The following is an 18,169-nucleotide window of genomic DNA, read 5'->3' on the forward strand; positions in this document are numbered from 1 at the left end:
CCATGTCCTCCCACTGAGGCTTGTTTACTACATCCTATGAATCAAAAGCAAAGAATATGAACAAGCCTCCATACTAACCTGGACCAAAAATAAAGCCCCAGCTTCATAGCAGCCATGTTGTCATCTGGGAGTTCACTACGACAGTTTACCAAACAGTTGAGGCACGTTTAAACCAAAGCAATGCCTGTGAGCTGTGAGTAAACGAGGTATACACAAAAAAACAGCCGGACACGCTGCCCCGGCTGTTACTTGAAGTTCAATTTAACGAAATTTATTTCGCGCTGCACATACCCTTTAACCCATCCCAAAAAATTTCTTGAAACGGGAAAATGCACCCTTCTTTTGCTCCATCTGCATTAATGGCACGGTATCTCCCAAAATTCGTCTTGCAATATTGCGATAAGCAATGGCTGCAAGTGAATCCGGGTTCATCACTGTAGGTTCGCCAGAATTGGCAGCCTTGATGACAAGTTCATCATCCGGCACGATGCCAATCAAGTCGATGTTAAGTACTTGTAAAATACCATCGATATCAAGCATGTCACCTGACTTCACCATATTGTTGCGAATCCGGTTCACCACCAGCTTAGGAGACTGAATGTGTGAACTCTCCAGCAAGCCGATGACACGATCCGCATCACGCACTGCCGCATTTTCCGGTGTAGTGACCACGATGGCCTGATCTGCTCCTGCTACCGCATTTTTGAATCCCTGCTCAATTCCTGCCGGGCAGTCAATAATAACGTATTCAAAATCTTTTTTGAGTTCCAGGATGATATCCTTCACCTGTTCTGGCGATACAGAGTTTTTGTCTCTCGTCTGCGCTGCAGGCAACATGTATAATTCTTCAAAGCGCTTGTCTTTCACCAAAGCCTGATTCAGACGGCAACGGCCGTCCGCAACATCGCACAGATCGTAAATAATGCGGTTCTCGAGTCCCATCACAACATCCAGATTACGAAGGCCGATATCGGTATCGACCAGACAAACCTTTTTGCCAAGCAGCGCTAAGGCTGTCCCGATGTTTGCCGAGGTGGTCGTCTTACCCACACCGCCTTTACCCGAAGTGATCACGATCGCCTCTCCCATGAGCTACACTCCTTTAAACACATTAAAATCTCGGCGCAACCGAACGATATTGCTCATCTTGTCGATCTGCATCTGATTGTCCTGCAAATAAGCAAATTCCATTCCGGTTTCATGACTCTCCCATTCATCCGGAGGACGACTAATCACATCAGCAATCCGCAGCTGTGTTGGTGCAAATACCGATGCTGCGATAATAGCCTCTTCGTCCCCACTGATGCCAGCATGAGCCATACCTCTGAGTGAACCCAAAACATATATATCCCCAGTGCACGTCACCGTGCCCCCTGGATTGATATCTCCGAGAAACAGGAGATTCCCCTCATGATGAAGCACCTGACCTGATCGCACCATGCCGCACATCGTCACAATTGGCGGGGGACCTTTGACCTCTTGTACAAGTGCAGGCGAGTCAAAGGATCGGATCAATAGATTCCCTTTTTGCTTCAATGTATCCAGAATCTCTTCTTTTTGATCTTCCGTAACTTCTCGCGTCCCCAGCTTGATATCCACATGAACAATCGGTCCGGTCAAAATGTTTTGATGGCTGTGTTCCAGCTTATAGCGGAGCTCATAGAGCAATTCCTCGAATTCACATTGATCGTCCAACAGGAAAACCAAGCCGTCTCGGATGCCTTTAATCGTTACGTGATTCGATTTTACCGTCATAAGCCTGTCCCTCCCATCTCATTACATTTCGTGCCCCGGTTCCCAAGTTCCTGCTTCTTGCTGCATAAATGTCATCAGGAAGCTTCATCTGCTTTACTTTTAGGTGTGCCGATCTTCTCCAGCTGTTTGCGCAGAGGCACATAAATGATCAGGGTAAACACAAAGTGAACAAACAGATTAGGAATCATGTATTCAATCAGTGCCCAGTCAAAGGTAACATGATTGAGCTGGAAGAGCTTGTATAAGAAAAATAACATCGTATCATTCAGCAAACTTCCAAGCAGGACAACTGAAACCATGATAGGCATCGGTGCACGAGGCGCTTGAAATATGAGTCCCATCATATAAGCAGATAATCCCATGGAGAATCCGTAAGGCCCAATCATCTCCCCGTAGAAAACGACATCATGCAAGAGTCCAAATAATATGCCGAGCACAAGGGCTGTATGCCTGTGATGATACACAGCAAAAAACAAAATAACGATATAAACCAGGTTGGCTGATATACGCATTTGCCAAGCCGAAGGAATGATCTGCGGCAGAATCGTATCTTCAGCAATAAACAGAACGAACAGTAGCAGAAACAGAACCTGTTTGCGCGTGACCATTATTCTTTAACCTCGGGCGGAATGATTACAATCAGCTCTTTCCAGTCCAGAAAATTCGCATATGGCTCGATCGTAGCCGTCTTCGTTAAACCATACTCGCTTTTCTCGATACTCTTCACTTTACCAATGCGCATATACTTCGGAAAATTGTTGATTATGCCGGAAGAGATGATTTCATCATCTTTTGCAATATTGGAATCCTCTGCGATCTTGGTCATCTTCAGCATACCGCTCTTCGGATCATAACTCTCGATCATGCCAAATACTTTCTCTTTACCCACAGCCGTAGCTGCAATCGCATTCGATGTCGGGTCATTGGCATCCATCGAAGTTAGCAAGTTCACCGTCGATGTATACGAACTGACATGGCTGATGACCCCAACCAGCCCTTCCTGTGAAGTAACGGCCATACCCGGTTTAATGCCGGCGTTCTCCCCGATGTCTATGTTGATCGTTCTACTGTTAGGATCGGAGTTGGCGCTTATTACTTGGGCAATTCGAGAACCGTAGTTGTATCGATTTTGTTGTTCTTTTGTAAAATTAAGTGCCTTCTGAAGCTGCTGATTTGTCTGCTCCAAATCATTGTATTTCAATCGGTCACGTGTATAGTGTCCCATCGCGATACGAAGCTCTTCATTTTCCTCGTACACCGCACGCATGTTCGCCACATCTTTGAAAAAGCCCGCTACATAAGAAGCGGGCTTGTAAAATACGTATTGTACAAATCCAACTGAATCCTTCAGGAATTTCTCCGGCCAGGATAAATTGGCTCGCGGACTAAGCGTAAAGCCCATCAGCGCGATAAATGTAACAAGGCCCACCAGCAAAACAAAAAGTCTTTTGTTGCCAAGCAGTTTAAACAGTTCCAACACCCTCTAACATCCATTATTCTCTTCCGAGCCCAGCCCGGTGGGGAGACATCAGACCTGAAGTCCCTGCGAGAATATCAATCGATCCTCCCCTGTTAAGCGGGTTATAGCTCTCCCGGGACATCCGGGTACTCTACATTGAAGTGTTGCAGCCCAATCAGGGACGGCAAGCAATTCATTAACGCTTGGAACGAACTGCTGAACTGCTTCTGCTTTTGAACATATGAATATTCTCCAGTGCTTTACCGGTTCCGATGGCTACACAATCCAGCGGGTTCTCAGCAACAATGACAGGCATTCCTGTCTCACCAGCAAGCAACTTGTCCAGATTACGAAGCAGAGCTCCGCCGCCTGTCAGGACAATTCCACGATCCATAATGTCTGCTGCAAGCTCAGGAGGGCACTTCTCAAGTGTTACTTTTACCGCTTCAACAATAGCATTCACGGTGTCGGCCAGAGCTTCGCTGATCTCATCAGAAGTAATGGTTATCGTCTTAGGCAGACCTGTTACCAGATCACGTCCGCGGATTTCCATCGTTTCCACTTGCTCCAGCGGCATAGCTGAACCGATATCCATCTTCAACTGTTCGGATGTACGTTCACCGATCATCAGATTGTATTGGCGTTTGATGTACTGAATCACGGATTCATCCATCTCGTCACCTGCTACGCGCACCGAACGGCTGGTTACGATACCGCCTAGAGAAATGACAGCCACTTCAGTTGTACCGCCGCCAATATCAACGACCATACTGCCTGTCGGTTCCCATACGGGCAGATCCGCACCAATAGCGGCTGCAAATGGTTCTTCGATCGTGTAAGCCTCACGAGCTCCCGCCTGTTTGGTCGCATCTTCAACCGCACGTTGTTCTACTGCCGTAATTCCGGATGGTACACATACCATCACGTTAGGATGACGCTGAAACATAGAGCGCTGCTTCTGCGCCTGACGAATAAAGTATTTAATCATCGTTGCAGTAGTATCAAAGTCAGCAATTACGCCGTCTTTCATTGGACGAATGGCGCGAATGTTGCCAGGTGTACGTCCGATCATTTTTTTAGCGGACTCACCCACAGCTTCGATGCTTTTTGTATCCGTACGCAGTGCAACAACCGAAGGCTCGCGCACCACAATTCCTTTTCCACGTACATAAACCAGCGTATTCGCTGTCCCCAAATCAATACCCAAATCTTTCGTAAAACCACCAAACATGACGTATTCTCCTTTTCTGCCTCATATTGCTGCTCCTGTATCATTGCAAGAGCATAACTTTCATTTCCACGAAACCGTGGAGCTAATATTCGCATGTAGTATTTTGAATCTGCAAAGTAAAGTGAACCTATCTTTGACGGACACGTCCGTTATCATTCATAGGAAAACATCAACGCCAACCATTATATTATACCAAGCCCTTCTCCTTCAAACTTACGTATGTTCCATCACCGATAACAAGGTGGTCCAGAACGTCAATGCCCACGATTGCGCCGGCTTCAATCAGTCTTTTGGTTATCTGAATATCTTCCGGGCTGGGCGTTGGATCACCGCTGGGATGGTTATGTGCGCATACAATTGAGGCACTGCTACATTTGATGGCGGCACGAAATACTTCACGCGGATGTACAATTGAAGCATTAAGGCTACCCATGGAGAGTGTTTCCTGAGCTATGATATGATTTTTGCTATTCAAAAAAAGACACACAAAATGTTCTTTCTGCAGGTAACGCAGTTGTTCCATTAGAATATCCGCAGCATCACGCGGTGTACGAATCGATGTCGAAGGAGCAAGACGACTCTTGGCAATTCGATGGCCCAGTTCAATTCCAGCTTTAAGCTGAACCGCTTTGGCTTGTCCAATACCCTTCATCGCCGTCAGCTCTTCAAGGCTCAGATCCATCAACGAACGGATTCCGCCTGCTTGATTCAGTATCCGCTGTGCCATATGCATCGCTGATTCCTGTCTCGTTCCTGTTCGAAGTAATATGGCAAGCAATTCGGTATGACTTAAGGCGCCCGCCCCATACTCCACCATGCGTTCTCTCGGGCGATCTTCCTGGGGGATGTCGCGCATCATGTATTGAGGCGACTCCATACGTTCCCTCTTTTCACAGCATTCATTTTGATTAATTCTCTGGCAATACGTACACGCCAAATCCCTCCAGCATGTCACTGAGCAAGGATAGTGGCAAGCCTACCACATTAAAGTAACATCCTTCAATGCGGTCGATCAGTGAAGCGCCAATGCCTTGAATAGCATATGACCCTGCTTTGTCTGAAGGTTCTCCTGTCTTCACGTAAGCACGGATCGTAGCTTCAGACAGTTCCTTCATCATTACATTCGTCTGACGATAATGCACCACCGAATGTCCGGTAGCTGCATCAATACAAGCGACACCTGTAAACACACGATGTTCCCGTCCTTGCAAACGTGACAACATCCGCTCAGCATCAGACTCATCCACAGGCTTGCCCAGAATCTCGTTGTCAAGCACAACAACGGTATCACTGCCGACGATAATGGCGTCTTTACTGCTACCTTCCAGTCCACGATACACAGCAAGCGCCTTGCGAAGAGCCAGTTCTTGCACGGTCTGCTCTGGAGTCCAGTCTGATGGTGTATTCTCATCGGCATAACTTGGTATAACTTCAAACGCTAAATGGAGTGACGCGATCAGTTCCTTGCGCCGCGGCGATGTGGAGGCCAGAATAATCGGGCGCTGTTCTGTTTTATTCGACATTAACGGCTCCTTATACTACGGCAACACCTGTCCGAATCACAATAATAGATGTCACTAGTTTATTTTTTTTGGTCAACATTCGTCATTCTCCTACAGTCTGCGATATAGCCACACAGCCGCAATAATACCAACCAGACTCAGGAGGCTCATTTGAAATTGAAATGAAAGGTCATAACTGAAAATATCGAGATCAGCCTGGGGCGACCAGCGAATCGTCGTGACCTTGGTTAAAAAGGCTACAGCTTTAACAGGCTGCAGTGCCTTGGCGATCCACGCTCCGGCCATCCAGCCAAGCAGCAGAAACAATAATAACACGCCGAAGTTTTTTTTCATCGGTTAATCTTCCCTCGCCATTTTTTGACACCCACATTATTATACGGGGTTTTGTACGTCAATACAAACACAAATCCGGCAGGGGGAACTATTTCCAGTTCCTTGCCGGATAGGAGTTTTGAGCCGTTGTTATGGGAGAGGGAGCTTTATTGCTTTATGGACTGAAGCCACTTTTTTTGTTGGAGCACATACTCCATCAAATCTGACTGTACCGCCCACATGTGAACAGCGTCCGGATTTTTATTATACTCGGTAATGGCCGTTATCGCACTGTTCATGGATTTCTCCATGCTGGCCACAACCGGTTGAACGTCTACCGCCATTCCAGGCGCAAGGCTCTTTATGCCAGTCAACCATGTTTGATGTTGCGTCTGTAGCGCTGCCATCATCTCTGGTGAAATGGCTGCTTGTACGGACTGACCCAATTGTTGGATCGAGAGTGTTGATAACTGATCGACAAGCGCGGAGCTGTTTTTGAAAAAAAGAGCAACGTCCTCCTGCTTATTACCAAAAATCGCAGGATCCACCGCAGGATTAACGATCTCTTTGACATACAGTTCGACTCCCTGAGACTTTAGTCTGGTACTGAGGAGCTTGGCCTCCTCACGATCCGCTGAGATACCGGCATATACACGATTGCCATCTTCAGGGTCCGAACTCGCAGCCAAGCCCGTTTGAGTGAGTTCAAGCTTCGCTTGTTCCGCCCGTTCCGGGGAACTGAATACCCCGTATTGCAGGGCATAATATGTACCACCTGCAGATGATACTTCAAGTTGCCCTGCAGTTCCAGCCCCCCCCTCCTGACCTGACACAGTAGAAACGCTCTGATTCACAGGTAACATTTCATCCGGTTTTACCACGCTCTCCTTGTTAAAAAAGGACAAAATAACCATACCGAACAGCGCTCCGGTTACCAATGCTCCTGAAACAGACCCGATCATCTTCCATCCCCTGGGAGGTCGATTTCGTTTATACGAATAGTTCTCTGATTCGGCCATCCAGTTATGGCCCTGATCCAGATCATCTATCCTTTCAGATTCATACGGATCGTACTGCGCATTCCGATCTGAAGTGTAATTTGTATAGGCTGAGCGAGAGTCAAAATCTACATCTGAATCGGAACTCTGGTAATTTAGTGAATCTGTATGTTTCAAACGATTCGATTCAGATCGGGCAGCATCTGCCAGAATCGTTCCTCCCCAATCCACAGGCATGTCCTCTGCTGTCCACGATGATACTGTCGTGTTGTTTTTGTCTGGTTCAGGATTCACCAGTGTCTGTGCTTTATTAGACAAGTTCCCATTCACTGTGACCAGCGTACTAGATGCTGGTATCTCCTGATCCCCCAGCTTGTCCGACTCCTGATCTCCGAAGCGAAACGTCATTCTGGCATTGCTCACCCGTACCCTCTCCTTTGTCCCATTTATTTCATCTATATGTTGAGATTGGGGGGAACATTCCACGGAATGCAAATGCACAAATCTTCAGACTCTCTAATCATATAAAACCCAAGCCAAAAACGCCTGGCTTCATGAAGAAGACAGACGTTTTCAGTACGGTACCCGTTGATCCAAAAGACCATGGAACATGTACTCCGATGAGCAGTCACCAGAATCGTAGCGATTGGCCCCAAATTTTTTGATCCCTAAGTTCAACTTGCATCATTTTGAAATCAAAAAATTATTTCAAACCTTTGGCGAGTATATCGCCCACTTTCCAAATGTCCCCCGCACCCATCGTAAGTACAAGATCTCCTGGTTGTAGCCGCGGCTCAAGATCAGCCACAACTTCCTCTTTGGTCGGCAGGTATCTTGCTGATGCATTGCTGTTCTGTACGATCAGTTCAACGAGTCTTGCGGAGTGAACACCTTCGATCTGCTTTTCACCGGCAGGTGAATAGATATCGGTAATCAGCACCTCATCCGCTTCGGCAAAAGCCCGGCTGAACGCATCCAACAAGAAAAATGTCCGCGTATAACGTTGCGGCTGAAATACAGCAATAATCCGTTTACCTGTCGCTTTCGCCGCACTGATTGTAGCTTCAATTTCCGTAGGGTGGTGAGCATAATCGTCAATAATCAGCATATCACGCGCCTCACCTAACACCTGAAATCTTCGCTTCGCCCCATGGAATTGCACGATAGCCGCAGTAATCTTCTCAAACGGAATGCCTGCTTCGAGACAGGTAATAACCGTAGCCATCGCATTGTAGACGTTGTGCTTACCAGGTACTGACAACTCCACTGTTCCCATTGCTGTACCTCGATGATTCATGGTGAACGAGATACGGCGATCCCCGAGAACGATATCTGTAGCTGTGTAATCAGCAGCCTGCTCGATACCGTATGTTGTAATGCGAGACTTGAGATGCGGCAAAATAGCCTGCACATTTTCATCATCAGCGCATACAATGGCTGTGCCCTCTGGACGAATCTGACTGAGAAACTGTACATAGGCTTTCTTTAGTTCCTCGAAGTCACTGTTATAATTCTCTAGATGGTCAGCTTCAATGTTCGTTACGATGCCAAGCCAAGGATGGTACTGTAAAAAAGAGCCATCGCTCTCGTCCGCTTCCGCGACAACCCACTCGCCTTGACCTGCTTTGGCATTGGTTCCCAAATTCATGATCTCTCCACCGATAATATAGGTAGGATCTATTTCACATTGCTCCATAACCAGCGCGATCATGGAAGAAGTTGTCGTTTTGCCATGCGCACCCGCAACGGCCACGCCTTTGCGCTCGTTTAACAAACGCGCCAGCATCTGAGCGCGATGTAGAATAGGTATGTTTAGCTGCTCCGCAGCTACACGCTCCACATTATCCGCAGGAGCTGCTGTAGAGTAAACGACAAGATCCGCTCCGTTCACATGCTCCGCGGTATGTCCAATATATATTTTCGCCCCTTTGGCTGCCAGCTTCTCTGTCAACTCCTGTGAAGCGACATCCGATCCGGTAACGGTATATCCCATCTCCAGCATAACCCGGGCGATGGCACTCATGCCATAACCGCCAATCCCTATAAAATGAACATGTTCCGATGTGTTTAACAAAACTTTCACCAACCTTTTTCAGAATCGGTTTGATGCAAAAGGGCCGCCCGCACGTCCGCAATCAGATAAAGCGTGCCGGAAACCACCCCCAGATCCTCCGCTTCCGTCCGTGACTTCAATAGATCAAGTGCCTTTGCCCAATTCGGCTCGACGATGATATCCAGTTCCTGCTTCGCAATGTCGGGACGTACCCGTTCGACAATCTGCAACAATTCGGTTGCAGCCATTTTACGGCGGAAATCTGGCTCGGTCAGGATCAGCGTATCCACTAGTGGCAGTATATGCTGCAAATATGCTTCGTGATGCTTATTCGCTAGCATACCCATCATCAAAATTAACTTTTTTTGGGGATAACCGTCGATAATACTCTTGGCAAGCGATTCTGCCCCTTCGGGATTATGAGCTCCATCAAGGACAATCAGAGGATTGTCGCTGACTTTCTCAAATCTCCCCGCCCAGAAGGCTCTCTCAAAACCAAGTTTTATATCGTCTTCATCCAGCATAAATGCCATATATTGTCTCAGCAATTCGAGAGACATTAATGCAACCGCCGCATTATCACATTGGTACACACCTTGCATACGAATGTGAATATGCAGATCTCGGAATGGGCCGGTAAATTGAAGGCTTTGCCCCTCCTTATCACTTTCCAGTCTTCGGTAGGAAAATTGATCTCCAGCCAAATACACTGTGGAACGCAGTTGCTTCGCCCTCTCCTGAATAACCTTAATGGCTTCAGGTTGTATGGCACAGGTCACAACGGGTACTCCCGGCTTGATAATGCCTGCCTTTTCCCATGCAATCTGCTCAACAGTATCTCCAAGGACATCCGTATGATCCATTCCGATATTGGTGATGACGGACACAACGGGAGTGACAATATTCGTTACGTCCATCCTTCCCCCAAGCCCAGTCTCCCATACTACAATATCGGGATAACACTCTTCCGCATAGTACAGTAGTGCCAAGGCCGTCGATACTTCAAACATCGTCGGTGAACCGAGCGGTGTTGAGGCCATCTCTGTCACGAGAGGACGCAAGCGATTCGACAGTTTTAATAAGGTCTCTTCCGGGATGTCTTCACCGTTATATTGAAAACGGTTTGTAAACTTGGTGATATAAGGTGATGTAAACGTTCCAACGTCATATCCCGCTTGGAGCAGTACCGACGTCAAAAAAGCGCAAGTCGAACCTTTACCGTTCGTTCCCGCGACATGGATGAATTTGAGCCGTTGGTGCGGATTGCCAAGCTGTGACATCAGGTTCTCGATACGTTCAAGCCCAGGCCTGATACCAAAAGCAATAAGGCCATTGATCCAGTCCACGGCCTCGTCATACGTTTGTAAAGGAGTAGCTTTATCTGTCCCGTTTAATTCCGTCATCTGATTCACCTTCAGTTCCCTGTTTGATTGAAGATTGAAAAAAGCAGCCGGATGGCGCCAAAAGCGTTCCATCCGACCCTTTTTAATATTAACCTTTGAGCTCTTTGATTCGTGCGATGACTTTATCCCGTTTATCGGAATAATCCGCTTGTTTGGCGCGTTCTTCCTCGATAACTTTAGCCGGAGCCTTCGCTACGAATCCTTCATTCGCCAGTTTTTTCTCCACGCGGAGCACTTCACCTTCAAGGTTCTGAAGTTCTTTCTCCAGACGAGCTACTTCCTGCTCAATATCAATCAGACCTGCGAGCGGCAAGTACAATTCCGCTCCCGTGATGATCGCTGTCATGGCTTTGTCAGGTGAACTCAGATCCAATCCACTCTCGAATTCGGATGTGTTACAGAAGCGTTTGATGTAATGACTGTTGCGTTCGATGATACTAGATGTTTCATCACTGTTCGCTTTGACCATTAATTCGATCTTTTTGCTCATCGGCACATTCACTTCGGCACGGATGTTTCGAACAGCACGAATAGTATCCATCAGCAAGTTCATCTCCGCAACAGCTCCCGGATTCTCCAGCGCAGGGTCGTATACTGGCCAGGAAGCAAGTGTAATCGTCTCTCCCTCATGAGGCAGATGTTGCCAGATCTCTTCAGAGATGTACGGCATGAACGGATGAATCAGGCGCATAGTCTGATCCAGCACGTAAGCCAGCACCGATTGTGTTTTCTTTTTCGCAACCGGATCTTCTCCGTAGAATGAAAGCTTGGCAAATTCGATGTACCAGTCACAGAGATCATCCCAGATAAAGTTGTACAATACACGCCCTGTTTCCCCAAACTCATACGCATCGATTAGACGCGTAATATCTCGGGAAGTTTCGTTGAGGCGGTGCAAAATCCAATAATCCGCTGTTCCGAGCTCGCCACTGATGTCACGATCTTCATAAGTGAAACCTTCCAGATTCATCAACGCGAAGCGTGAAGCATTCCAGATTTTGTTGGCAAAGTTACGAGCCTGCTCCACCCGCTCCCAGCGGAAACGCAAATCCTGCCCCGGAGTACTGCTGGTCGAGATCATGTAACGCATCGCATCTGCACCGTACTTCTCGATAACATCCAGCGGGTCTACACCGTTCCCAAGAGACTTGGACATCTTACGTCCATCAGCGTCCCGTACAAGACCATGCATCAGTACATCCTTGAACGGAATTTCATCCGTAAATTCCAGGGCAGTGAAGATCATACGTGCCACCCAGAAATAAATGATGTCATAACCGGTAACGAGGACATTTGTTGGATAATAACGCTTCAGATCATCTGTATTTTCAGGCCAGCCCAATGTAGAGAACGGCCATAGTGCAGAGCTAAACCACGTATCCAGAACATCCTCATCCTGTTTCAACTTGCGCCCTACATATTCAGGCAATGTTGTTGGATCTTCCGCGGATACAATCACTTCACCGGTTTCTTCGTCGTACCAGGCAGGAATACGATGTCCCCACCACAGTTGACGGGAAATACACCAATCACGAACGTTTTCAATCCAGTTCAGATACGTTTTCTCAAAACGATCCGGAACAAAGTTAACCCCTTCGCCGCTTTGCTGCTTTTTGATCGCTCTCTCCGCGAGTGGTTTCATCTCTACGAACCATTGTGTGGACAAGTAAGGCTCCACTACCGCTCCGGTGCGCTCACTGTGTCCAACCTGATGCATATGATCTTCAATATTAATCAGGACACCTTGCTCTTTCAAATCCGCCACGATCTGTTTGCGGCAGTCGCTACGATCCAGCCCCTGGTATTTACCAGCTTCTGCATTCATTGTTCCACTTTCATCCATAACGGTAATTTGAGGCAAGTCATGACGTAAACCTACTTCAAAGTCATTCGGATCATGCGCAGGTGTGATCTTCACTGCACCGCTACCGAACTCTTTGTCTACGTAGTCATCCGCAATGATTGGAATCTCACGACCGATGATTGGCAATACGAGTGTTTTACCGATCATGTCTGCATAACGTTCATCTTTAGGATGAACGGCAACAGCCGAATCACCCAGCATCGTTTCCGGACGTGTCGTTGCCACAGTAATGTGACCACTCCCGTCTTTGAGCGGATAACGCAGATGATAGAGATGACCCTGAACTTCCTTATATTCAACCTCAATATCCGAGAGCGCAGTACGATTCACGGGATCCCAGTTAATGATACGTTTACCGCGATAAATAAGACCTTTCTCATATAACTGTACAAATACTTTACGCACCGCTTTGGACAGACCTTCATCCAGCGTAAAACGTTCACGGGAGTAGTCGAGAGACAGACCCATTTTGCCCCATTGCTGACGAATCGTTGTAGCGTACTGGTCCTTCCAATCCCAGACTTTCTCCAGAAACTTCTCACGTCCCAGATCATAACGCGTCAATCCCTCTTCACGCAGCTTCTGTTCCACTTTCGTCTGGGTCGCAATCCCTGCGTGGTCAGAACCTGGCAGCCAAAGTGCGTCATATCCCTGCATCCGTTTTGTACGAATGAGGATATCCTGCAGGGTAAAGTCAAGTGCATGACCGATGTGAAGCATCCCCGTTACGTTCGGGGGTGGAATTACAATGGTATATGGCTCGGCATCCTTGCGTTTACCCGCTTGGAAATACCCGCGCTCCGTCCAGGTGGAGTACCATTTATCTTCTGACGCCTTCGGATCGTAAGTCGTCGGCATTTCAGTTGCTGCTTTTTTTTGTTCAGACATGTTTCATTCCTCCGTTACGTCATCTTCATCGCTAAAAAAACAAAAAAACCTTTCATCCATCAAAGGACGAAAGGTTAGCTTTCGCGGTACCACCTTTGTTTCACGCTGATAACAGAGATCAATGTTCAAGCTCTCAATCGGACGGCGTGACACTTCAAGCAGATAACGGCTGCGACCGGCCTATCCTACCTCCGAGGTTAACGAATGTATTACATCCACCTCCAGTACTCAAACAGGCAACTCCCGGGCGACTTCGATCAGTTGGTTCCTGCGGAATCTCACAGCGCATCGATCCCACTCTCTGAAAGGTCATACTGTCTACTACTCCCGATCCACGTCATTGTTCAAAAAATCCTAAACACATCATACCTTGCTCGTGCGTGATAGTCAACCTGACAACAGCGGAACGAGGCTATTAGACGACCAAAATGTTCAAAAACAGGTACAACCCGCAATTCCTATGAGGAATTACGGGCTGCTTTATAGGATACGGTATCCTGAATCTCCAGTAACTAAGGAATATATAGAATCTGTCCTTCTTCAACAACCTGTTCAGTCAATCGATTATATAACTGAAGCTCTCTGGTGCTAAGCTGATACCTATCTGCAATGGCATCGAGTGTTTCTTCGCGCTGTACGATGCATAGTTTGACTTTGCGGAAAGGCGTCTGATCCACAATCGTACCAAGGAATAGATTTTTCCATTCCATATCTTCTGCCTGACGATCCTCTTCCGGAACGACTCCATCTGAAATCTCCTCACTACGTTCACCCTCAACTTCACGGACGGCCCGCCCGGATGATAACAGCGAAGAAATGCCCACGCCTTCTTCTTCTCTTCGTGACGATTCTTTCTTGCTGCCAAAAGCAACCTTAAGCTCTGGCTTGTCTTCCGCCTCAGCAATTGCTTCAGGGAGATACTCCTCATTCTGTAACAACGTGGCCTCCTCTGCCGTATCCAGTGAAGGCCGATCTTCTTCGGGCTGAGCCGTTTCAGATCCAGCAAATACATCTTGCCAGTTCTCGGTCTGTGGCTGTGCCGAAGCACTCGAAATGAACTGCTCTTCTTGCGAACCACCTGAGCGCGCTTCTTCAAAGTGCCATACCTCGGGCGTGGGTTCTTCAAGAGGTTTCCATGCTGCTTCAGAACGCGCCTGCTCAGAAACCTCTGAACTCCGTGATCCTGAATTTTCGGATACACTCGTTGCCGAAGGTTCAGACCATGCCGAGGCTTCGTCCTCTATCGGAAGCAATGGCTCCGCTTCAGGATAAGAAGCTAATCTGTCAGCCGTTTCAGCCATGAATGACGAGATTGGAGAAGGGACTTCATGCATTTCATGTGATGCCTGTGATGGTACAATTCCCTCATCTGAACCAGGCAACCTATTTTCATCCGATTCATCCGTTGAAGCGACATCAGATGTTAGTGGCTCGGCGGATGACTGGTTCCAGTAAGCTTGTGATAGTTCTTCATACCCTGATTGCTGTTCACTTCTTGGAGACAAATCAGCAGATTCCGGAGAACCATATGCAACAAGCTCAGCCGCATTCGCCAACTCTTGCTCTTCGTTACGCAACACGGCTTGTTCCGACAGCTCGGACTGCCCTGTCTGACTCAATTCGTTCTCCCTGCTGTCAGGCTGAGCCTCGGGAGAATGAACAACCGTGAATTCATCTGCTGACCACACTTGTGGCTCATCGACCGGGAAACCTTCAATACCTCGCAGGGAAAGTACACCTGTAATATTCAGACTTCGGCTGGACAACAGATCTACATCAAAATTTTCAATCTCGATTGAAATATCATCAATGGATCTAACCCGGTTCAATGGTACGGTAATTTCGACTGGAATAAAATGCTTTAACTCCTCCGACTCCTCGCTCTCCCCCCGGTACGTTCCTGTAAGTAGCAGATGCCCCCTCAAGGTGGCATGGTCGTCCTGTCCAATCACCTGAATACGCGGATAGAGTTCAATTTCCTCCAGTTCCTCAATGGCAGGCACTCCCTCAGACAAATGAACGCGCTCATAAATATCGAACCGTAAACCATATGGTTGATTCAACAAAGGTGGCGTCCTCCTTTCGGCATATGTTCACCATGATCCTTCTCATGGGACTGATCCATGGTCCAATCCTTCGTTACCCATCTATATGCCTGAACTAGGGTGGGCATGCCACCTTTGTTGAAAAAGCCCGTTCTGTATATGTTGAACTAAGAGTTTACACAGTCCACTCCGATGACAGAAGAACCTTCCAATCGCTGTTATCTCCAGATTTTTTGAATTCCCTTTTCCAAAGGGAAAAATCCGGCGATAAAGGCGAGCGCTTCGCTTTTCCAGGTTTTTTCTGTCCTCTCCGTTAAAGTGTAAAAATAGCTATCTTATATAGTCACAACACTTTTTAAACACCTTAGAAAGCCAAAAACAAAAAAACAGACCCAGTAAATCAGGTCTGTCCTTCTACGCTATGACTCTCCCTCGCTGCCAATTGTTCAAAATCCGCTGGCCACGGGTCTTGTACTTCGATTAAGGCTCCCGTTAAAGGATGATTAAAGCTCAGCACCTCGCCATGCAATGCCTGCCTGCCTATGATGTCCGAACGCCCCCCGTACAGTTTGTCACCGACAAGAGGGTGACCGGCATAGCTGAGGTGCACGCGAATCTGATGTGTACGCCCTGTTTCCAGCTTCAGACGTACGAGTGTAGCCCTCTCCCATATATGCACGATGTCCACATGAGTAATCGCATCCTGGCCTCCTTCGGAGACACGTCTGCGTTGCTTGTGATGTCTGTCCTTACCAATGGGTGCATCAATCTTGCTGAGATCACTGGGGACTTGGCCATCTGTGATGGCAACGTACTGACGATCAATCGCTTTGAGACGCATCGCTTCATCCAGTTTAGCGAGCGCAAAAGCATTTTTGGCATATAAAACAGGTCCGGTCGTATCTTCATCCAGACGATGAACGTGACGTACACTGGTCTGGGTTCCATTGATCTCATAATACGAAGCTACCGCATGGTCTAGCGTAATGACCTGTTCTTCACGGCCTCCATCCGGATGAAGCTTCATCCCGGCCGGTTTGTGCACGACGAGACAGAAATCATCCTCATACAGTACATCCAGATCAGCCCAACGTGGTTCCACTCCCAGCGGTTGCACAGCAAAAAGGGCCAGCCGAAGCCGGTCCCCTGCTAGCTGTACTCCCTGGGTTGCCTTGAGCTGACGCAGCAGCTTCTCCGGAAACTTGAGTTCAGACAGGAGCCACTGTTCAGCAGCAGCTTGTCTGTCTTCTTTTCCAGTCACCGCCTTGCCTGGCATCAGCTCAAGCCATTGACCGCGACGTTTCCAGCTTTTTATACTCATAACGATTGCAAAGCCTTACGGTTGGCCTCAATGGTATCCTCGATATCTTGCTCCGTATGCACGCCGGACACAAACATCCCTTCATACGGGGAAGGCGCCACGCTAACTCCTTGATCAATCATCGCTGCAAAATAACGGCGGAACTGATCCAGATTGCTTTCTTTGGCAATATCATAATTCGTTACCGGTACAGCACTGAAGAATGGGCATACCATTGAACCGACACGGTTGATCGTTACCGCCACACCTGCTTCTGCTGCATTTTTCTCGAATCCAGCCTGCAAACGTGCAGACAACATCTCCAGACGATCATAAACTTCCGGTGTCAAAAGTTTCAGCGTCGTATAACCTGCAGCCATTGCGAGCGGATTACCACTCAGTGTACCAGCCTGATAGATTGGGCCTGTCGGCGCAATCTGTTCCATCAGATCCCGGCGACCGCCATATGCTCCTACAGGAAGACCGCCGCCGATGACTTTACCCAGACATGTCAAATCCGGTGTAACGCCAAATCGACCTTGTGCACAGTGAAGTCCTACACGGAAACCCGTCATCACCTCATCAAAGATTAGCAGGCTTCCATACTCCGTAGTCACACTACGCAATCCTTCCAGAAAACCGGCAACTGGAGGTACGACCCCCATATTACCAGCAACCGGCTCTACGATCACAGCCGCAATTTCTTCTCCAAATCGTTCAAAAGCAAGACGCACGGACCGTAAATCATTGTAAGGTACCGTGATTGTATTCAAAGCCACACCCTCGGGCACTCCGGGACTGTCCGGCAATCCCAGTGTGGCTACCCCTGATCCAGCTTTGATCAGCAAACTGTCGGCATGACCATGGTAGGAACCTTCAAATTTCAAAATTTTACTACGTCCCGTTACCCCGCGTGCCAATCGAATGGCACTCATCGTGGCTTCCGTACCGGAATTCACCATGCGTACGATATCGATGGAAGGCACACGCTCGCAAACCAGTTTTGCCATCTCTGTCTCAAGCAGGGTCGGTGCTCCAAAGCTTGTGCCTTTAAGGGCTGTCTCCTGGAGTGCTTCCACAACTTCAGGATGAGCATGCCCCATAATTAGCGGTCCCCATGAACCTACATAGTCGATAAACACATTTCCATCAATATCATAGATCTTGGAGCCCTCACCGCGCTCGACATAAATCGGAGTGAGTCCCACGGATTTAAACGCCCGGACCGGACTGTTCACCCCTCCAGGTATGTACTGCTTGGCTTCCTCAAATGCGCTACGTGAGCGCTCATCATTGCGACGATTGCCTTGTTGTGCAGTCATGAACATCCTCCTTAAT

Annotated in this window: 15 protein-coding genes and 1 other annotated feature; all 15 genes read right to left on the reverse strand. The window is 47.9% G+C overall.

Features of this window, described 5'->3' with window-relative positions:
* Window positions 1–294: 294 nt before the first annotated feature.
* Window positions 295–1,089, reverse strand: a complete 795-nt coding sequence (gene minD / locus Q9R46_RS27615) for a septum site-determining protein MinD (RefSeq protein ID WP_090919093.1) — start codon at window positions 1,087–1,089, stop codon at window positions 295–297.
* A 3-nt stretch (window positions 1,090–1,092) separates the two neighbouring features.
* Window positions 1,093–1,755: a septum site-determining protein MinC gene (minC, locus tag Q9R46_RS27620; protein WP_145335296.1), complete on the reverse strand. Its 663-nt coding sequence runs from the start codon at window positions 1,753–1,755 to the stop codon at window positions 1,093–1,095.
* A 74-nt stretch (window positions 1,756–1,829) separates the two neighbouring features.
* A complete protein-coding gene (locus Q9R46_RS27625) occupies window positions 1,830–2,363 on the reverse strand; it encodes a rod shape-determining protein MreD (protein ID WP_145335298.1) in 534 nt (177 codons plus the stop codon).
* Window positions 2,363–3,235, reverse strand: a complete 873-nt coding sequence (mreC, locus tag Q9R46_RS27630; RefSeq protein ID WP_145335300.1) for a rod shape-determining protein MreC — start codon at window positions 3,233–3,235, stop codon at window positions 2,363–2,365. The genes Q9R46_RS27625 and mreC overlap by 1 nt, the downstream gene beginning before the upstream one ends.
* Before the next feature lie 175 nt (window positions 3,236–3,410).
* The gene (locus Q9R46_RS27635; RefSeq protein WP_090919103.1) at window positions 3,411–4,445 is read right to left on the reverse strand and encodes a rod shape-determining protein; all 1,035 of its coding nucleotides are present in this window, start codon (window positions 4,443–4,445) and stop codon (window positions 3,411–3,413) included.
* Between the two features lie 187 nt (window positions 4,446–4,632).
* Complete coding sequence (gene radC, locus Q9R46_RS27640; protein ID WP_311282506.1) at window positions 4,633–5,322, reverse strand: RadC family protein; 690 nt, start codon at window positions 5,320–5,322, stop codon at window positions 4,633–4,635.
* A gap of 31 nt (window positions 5,323–5,353) precedes the next feature.
* Complete coding sequence (locus Q9R46_RS27645) at window positions 5,354–5,968, reverse strand: Maf family protein (protein ID WP_311282507.1); 615 nt, start codon at window positions 5,966–5,968, stop codon at window positions 5,354–5,356.
* A gap of 90 nt (window positions 5,969–6,058) precedes the next feature.
* Window positions 6,059–6,301 (reverse strand): DUF4321 domain-containing protein, encoded by a 243-nt coding sequence (locus Q9R46_RS27650; RefSeq protein ID WP_145335306.1) that lies wholly within the window; start codon window positions 6,299–6,301, stop codon window positions 6,059–6,061.
* 146 nt (window positions 6,302–6,447) lie between these two features.
* Window positions 6,448–7,701: an SPOR domain-containing protein gene (locus Q9R46_RS27655; protein WP_311282508.1), complete on the reverse strand. Its 1,254-nt coding sequence runs from the start codon at window positions 7,699–7,701 to the stop codon at window positions 6,448–6,450.
* 280 nt (window positions 7,702–7,981) lie between these two features.
* Window positions 7,982–9,301 (reverse strand): UDP-N-acetylmuramate--L-alanine ligase, encoded by a 1,320-nt coding sequence (gene murC, locus Q9R46_RS27660; protein WP_253499916.1) that lies wholly within the window; start codon window positions 9,299–9,301, stop codon window positions 7,982–7,984.
* Between the two features lie 56 nt (window positions 9,302–9,357).
* Window positions 9,358–10,734 (reverse strand): bifunctional folylpolyglutamate synthase/dihydrofolate synthase, encoded by a 1,377-nt coding sequence (locus Q9R46_RS27665; protein WP_311282509.1) that lies wholly within the window; start codon window positions 10,732–10,734, stop codon window positions 9,358–9,360.
* A gap of 88 nt (window positions 10,735–10,822) precedes the next feature.
* Window positions 10,823–13,486, reverse strand: coding sequence for a valine--tRNA ligase (locus Q9R46_RS27670; RefSeq protein WP_311282510.1), 2,664 nt, complete (start codon window positions 13,484–13,486; stop codon window positions 10,823–10,825).
* A gap of 59 nt (window positions 13,487–13,545) precedes the next feature.
* Window positions 13,546–13,830 (reverse strand) — a binding site (T-box leader).
* A 168-nt stretch (window positions 13,831–13,998) separates the two neighbouring features.
* On the reverse strand, window positions 13,999–15,552 hold the full coding sequence (locus Q9R46_RS27675) for a LysM peptidoglycan-binding domain-containing protein (protein ID WP_311282511.1): 1,554 nt from the start codon (window positions 15,550–15,552) through the stop codon (window positions 13,999–14,001).
* A 379-nt stretch (window positions 15,553–15,931) separates the two neighbouring features.
* Window positions 15,932–16,852 (reverse strand): RluA family pseudouridine synthase, encoded by a 921-nt coding sequence (locus Q9R46_RS27680; protein WP_311282512.1) that lies wholly within the window; start codon window positions 16,850–16,852, stop codon window positions 15,932–15,934.
* A complete protein-coding gene (hemL, locus tag Q9R46_RS27685; protein ID WP_311282513.1) occupies window positions 16,849–18,153 on the reverse strand; it encodes a glutamate-1-semialdehyde 2,1-aminomutase in 1,305 nt (434 codons plus the stop codon). Before hemL ends, Q9R46_RS27680 begins: the two co-directional genes overlap by 4 nt.
* Between the last annotated feature and the right edge of the window lie 16 nt (window positions 18,154–18,169).

The organism is Paenibacillus sp. RRE4 (assembly GCF_031844205.1).
GTDB lineage: Bacteria > Bacillota > Bacilli > Paenibacillales > Paenibacillaceae > Paenibacillus > Paenibacillus xylanexedens_B.

What these genes read in the sequence shown, in the direction of transcription:
- Q9R46_RS27670 (WP_311282510.1), bottom strand. Translation starts at nt 13,486, where the DNA reads ATGTCTGAACAAAAAAAAGCAGCAACTGAAATGCCGACGACTTACGAT.
- Q9R46_RS27680 (WP_311282512.1), bottom strand. Translation starts at nt 16,852, where the DNA reads ATGAGTATAAAAAGCTGGAAACGTCGCGGTCAATGGCTTGAGCTGATG.
- Q9R46_RS27665 (WP_311282509.1), bottom strand. Translation starts at nt 10,734, where the DNA reads ATGACGGAATTAAACGGGACAGATAAAGCTACTCCTTTACAAACGTAT.
- minC (WP_145335296.1), bottom strand. Translation starts at nt 1,755, where the DNA reads ATGACGGTAAAATCGAATCACGTAACGATTAAAGGCATCCGAGACGGC.
- Q9R46_RS27645 (WP_311282507.1), bottom strand. Translation starts at nt 5,968, where the DNA reads ATGTCGAATAAAACAGAACAGCGCCCGATTATTCTGGCCTCCACATCG.
- minD (WP_090919093.1), bottom strand. Translation starts at nt 1,089, where the DNA reads ATGGGAGAGGCGATCGTGATCACTTCGGGTAAAGGCGGTGTGGGTAAG.
- Q9R46_RS27650 (WP_145335306.1), bottom strand. Translation starts at nt 6,301, where the DNA reads ATGAAAAAAAACTTCGGCGTGTTATTATTGTTTCTGCTGCTTGGCTGG.
- radC (WP_311282506.1), bottom strand. Translation starts at nt 5,322, where the DNA reads ATGGAGTCGCCTCAATACATGATGCGCGACATCCCCCAGGAAGATCGC.
- murC (WP_253499916.1), bottom strand. Translation starts at nt 9,301, where the DNA reads ATGAGTGCCATCGCCCGGGTTATGCTGGAGATGGGATATACCGTTACC.
- Q9R46_RS27625 (WP_145335298.1), bottom strand. Translation starts at nt 2,363, where the DNA reads ATGGTCACGCGCAAACAGGTTCTGTTTCTGCTACTGTTCGTTCTGTTT.
- hemL (WP_311282513.1), bottom strand. Translation starts at nt 18,153, where the DNA reads ATGACTGCACAACAAGGCAATCGTCGCAATGATGAGCGCTCACGTAGC.
- Q9R46_RS27635 (WP_090919103.1), bottom strand. Translation starts at nt 4,445, where the DNA reads ATGTTTGGTGGTTTTACGAAAGATTTGGGTATTGATTTGGGGACAGCG.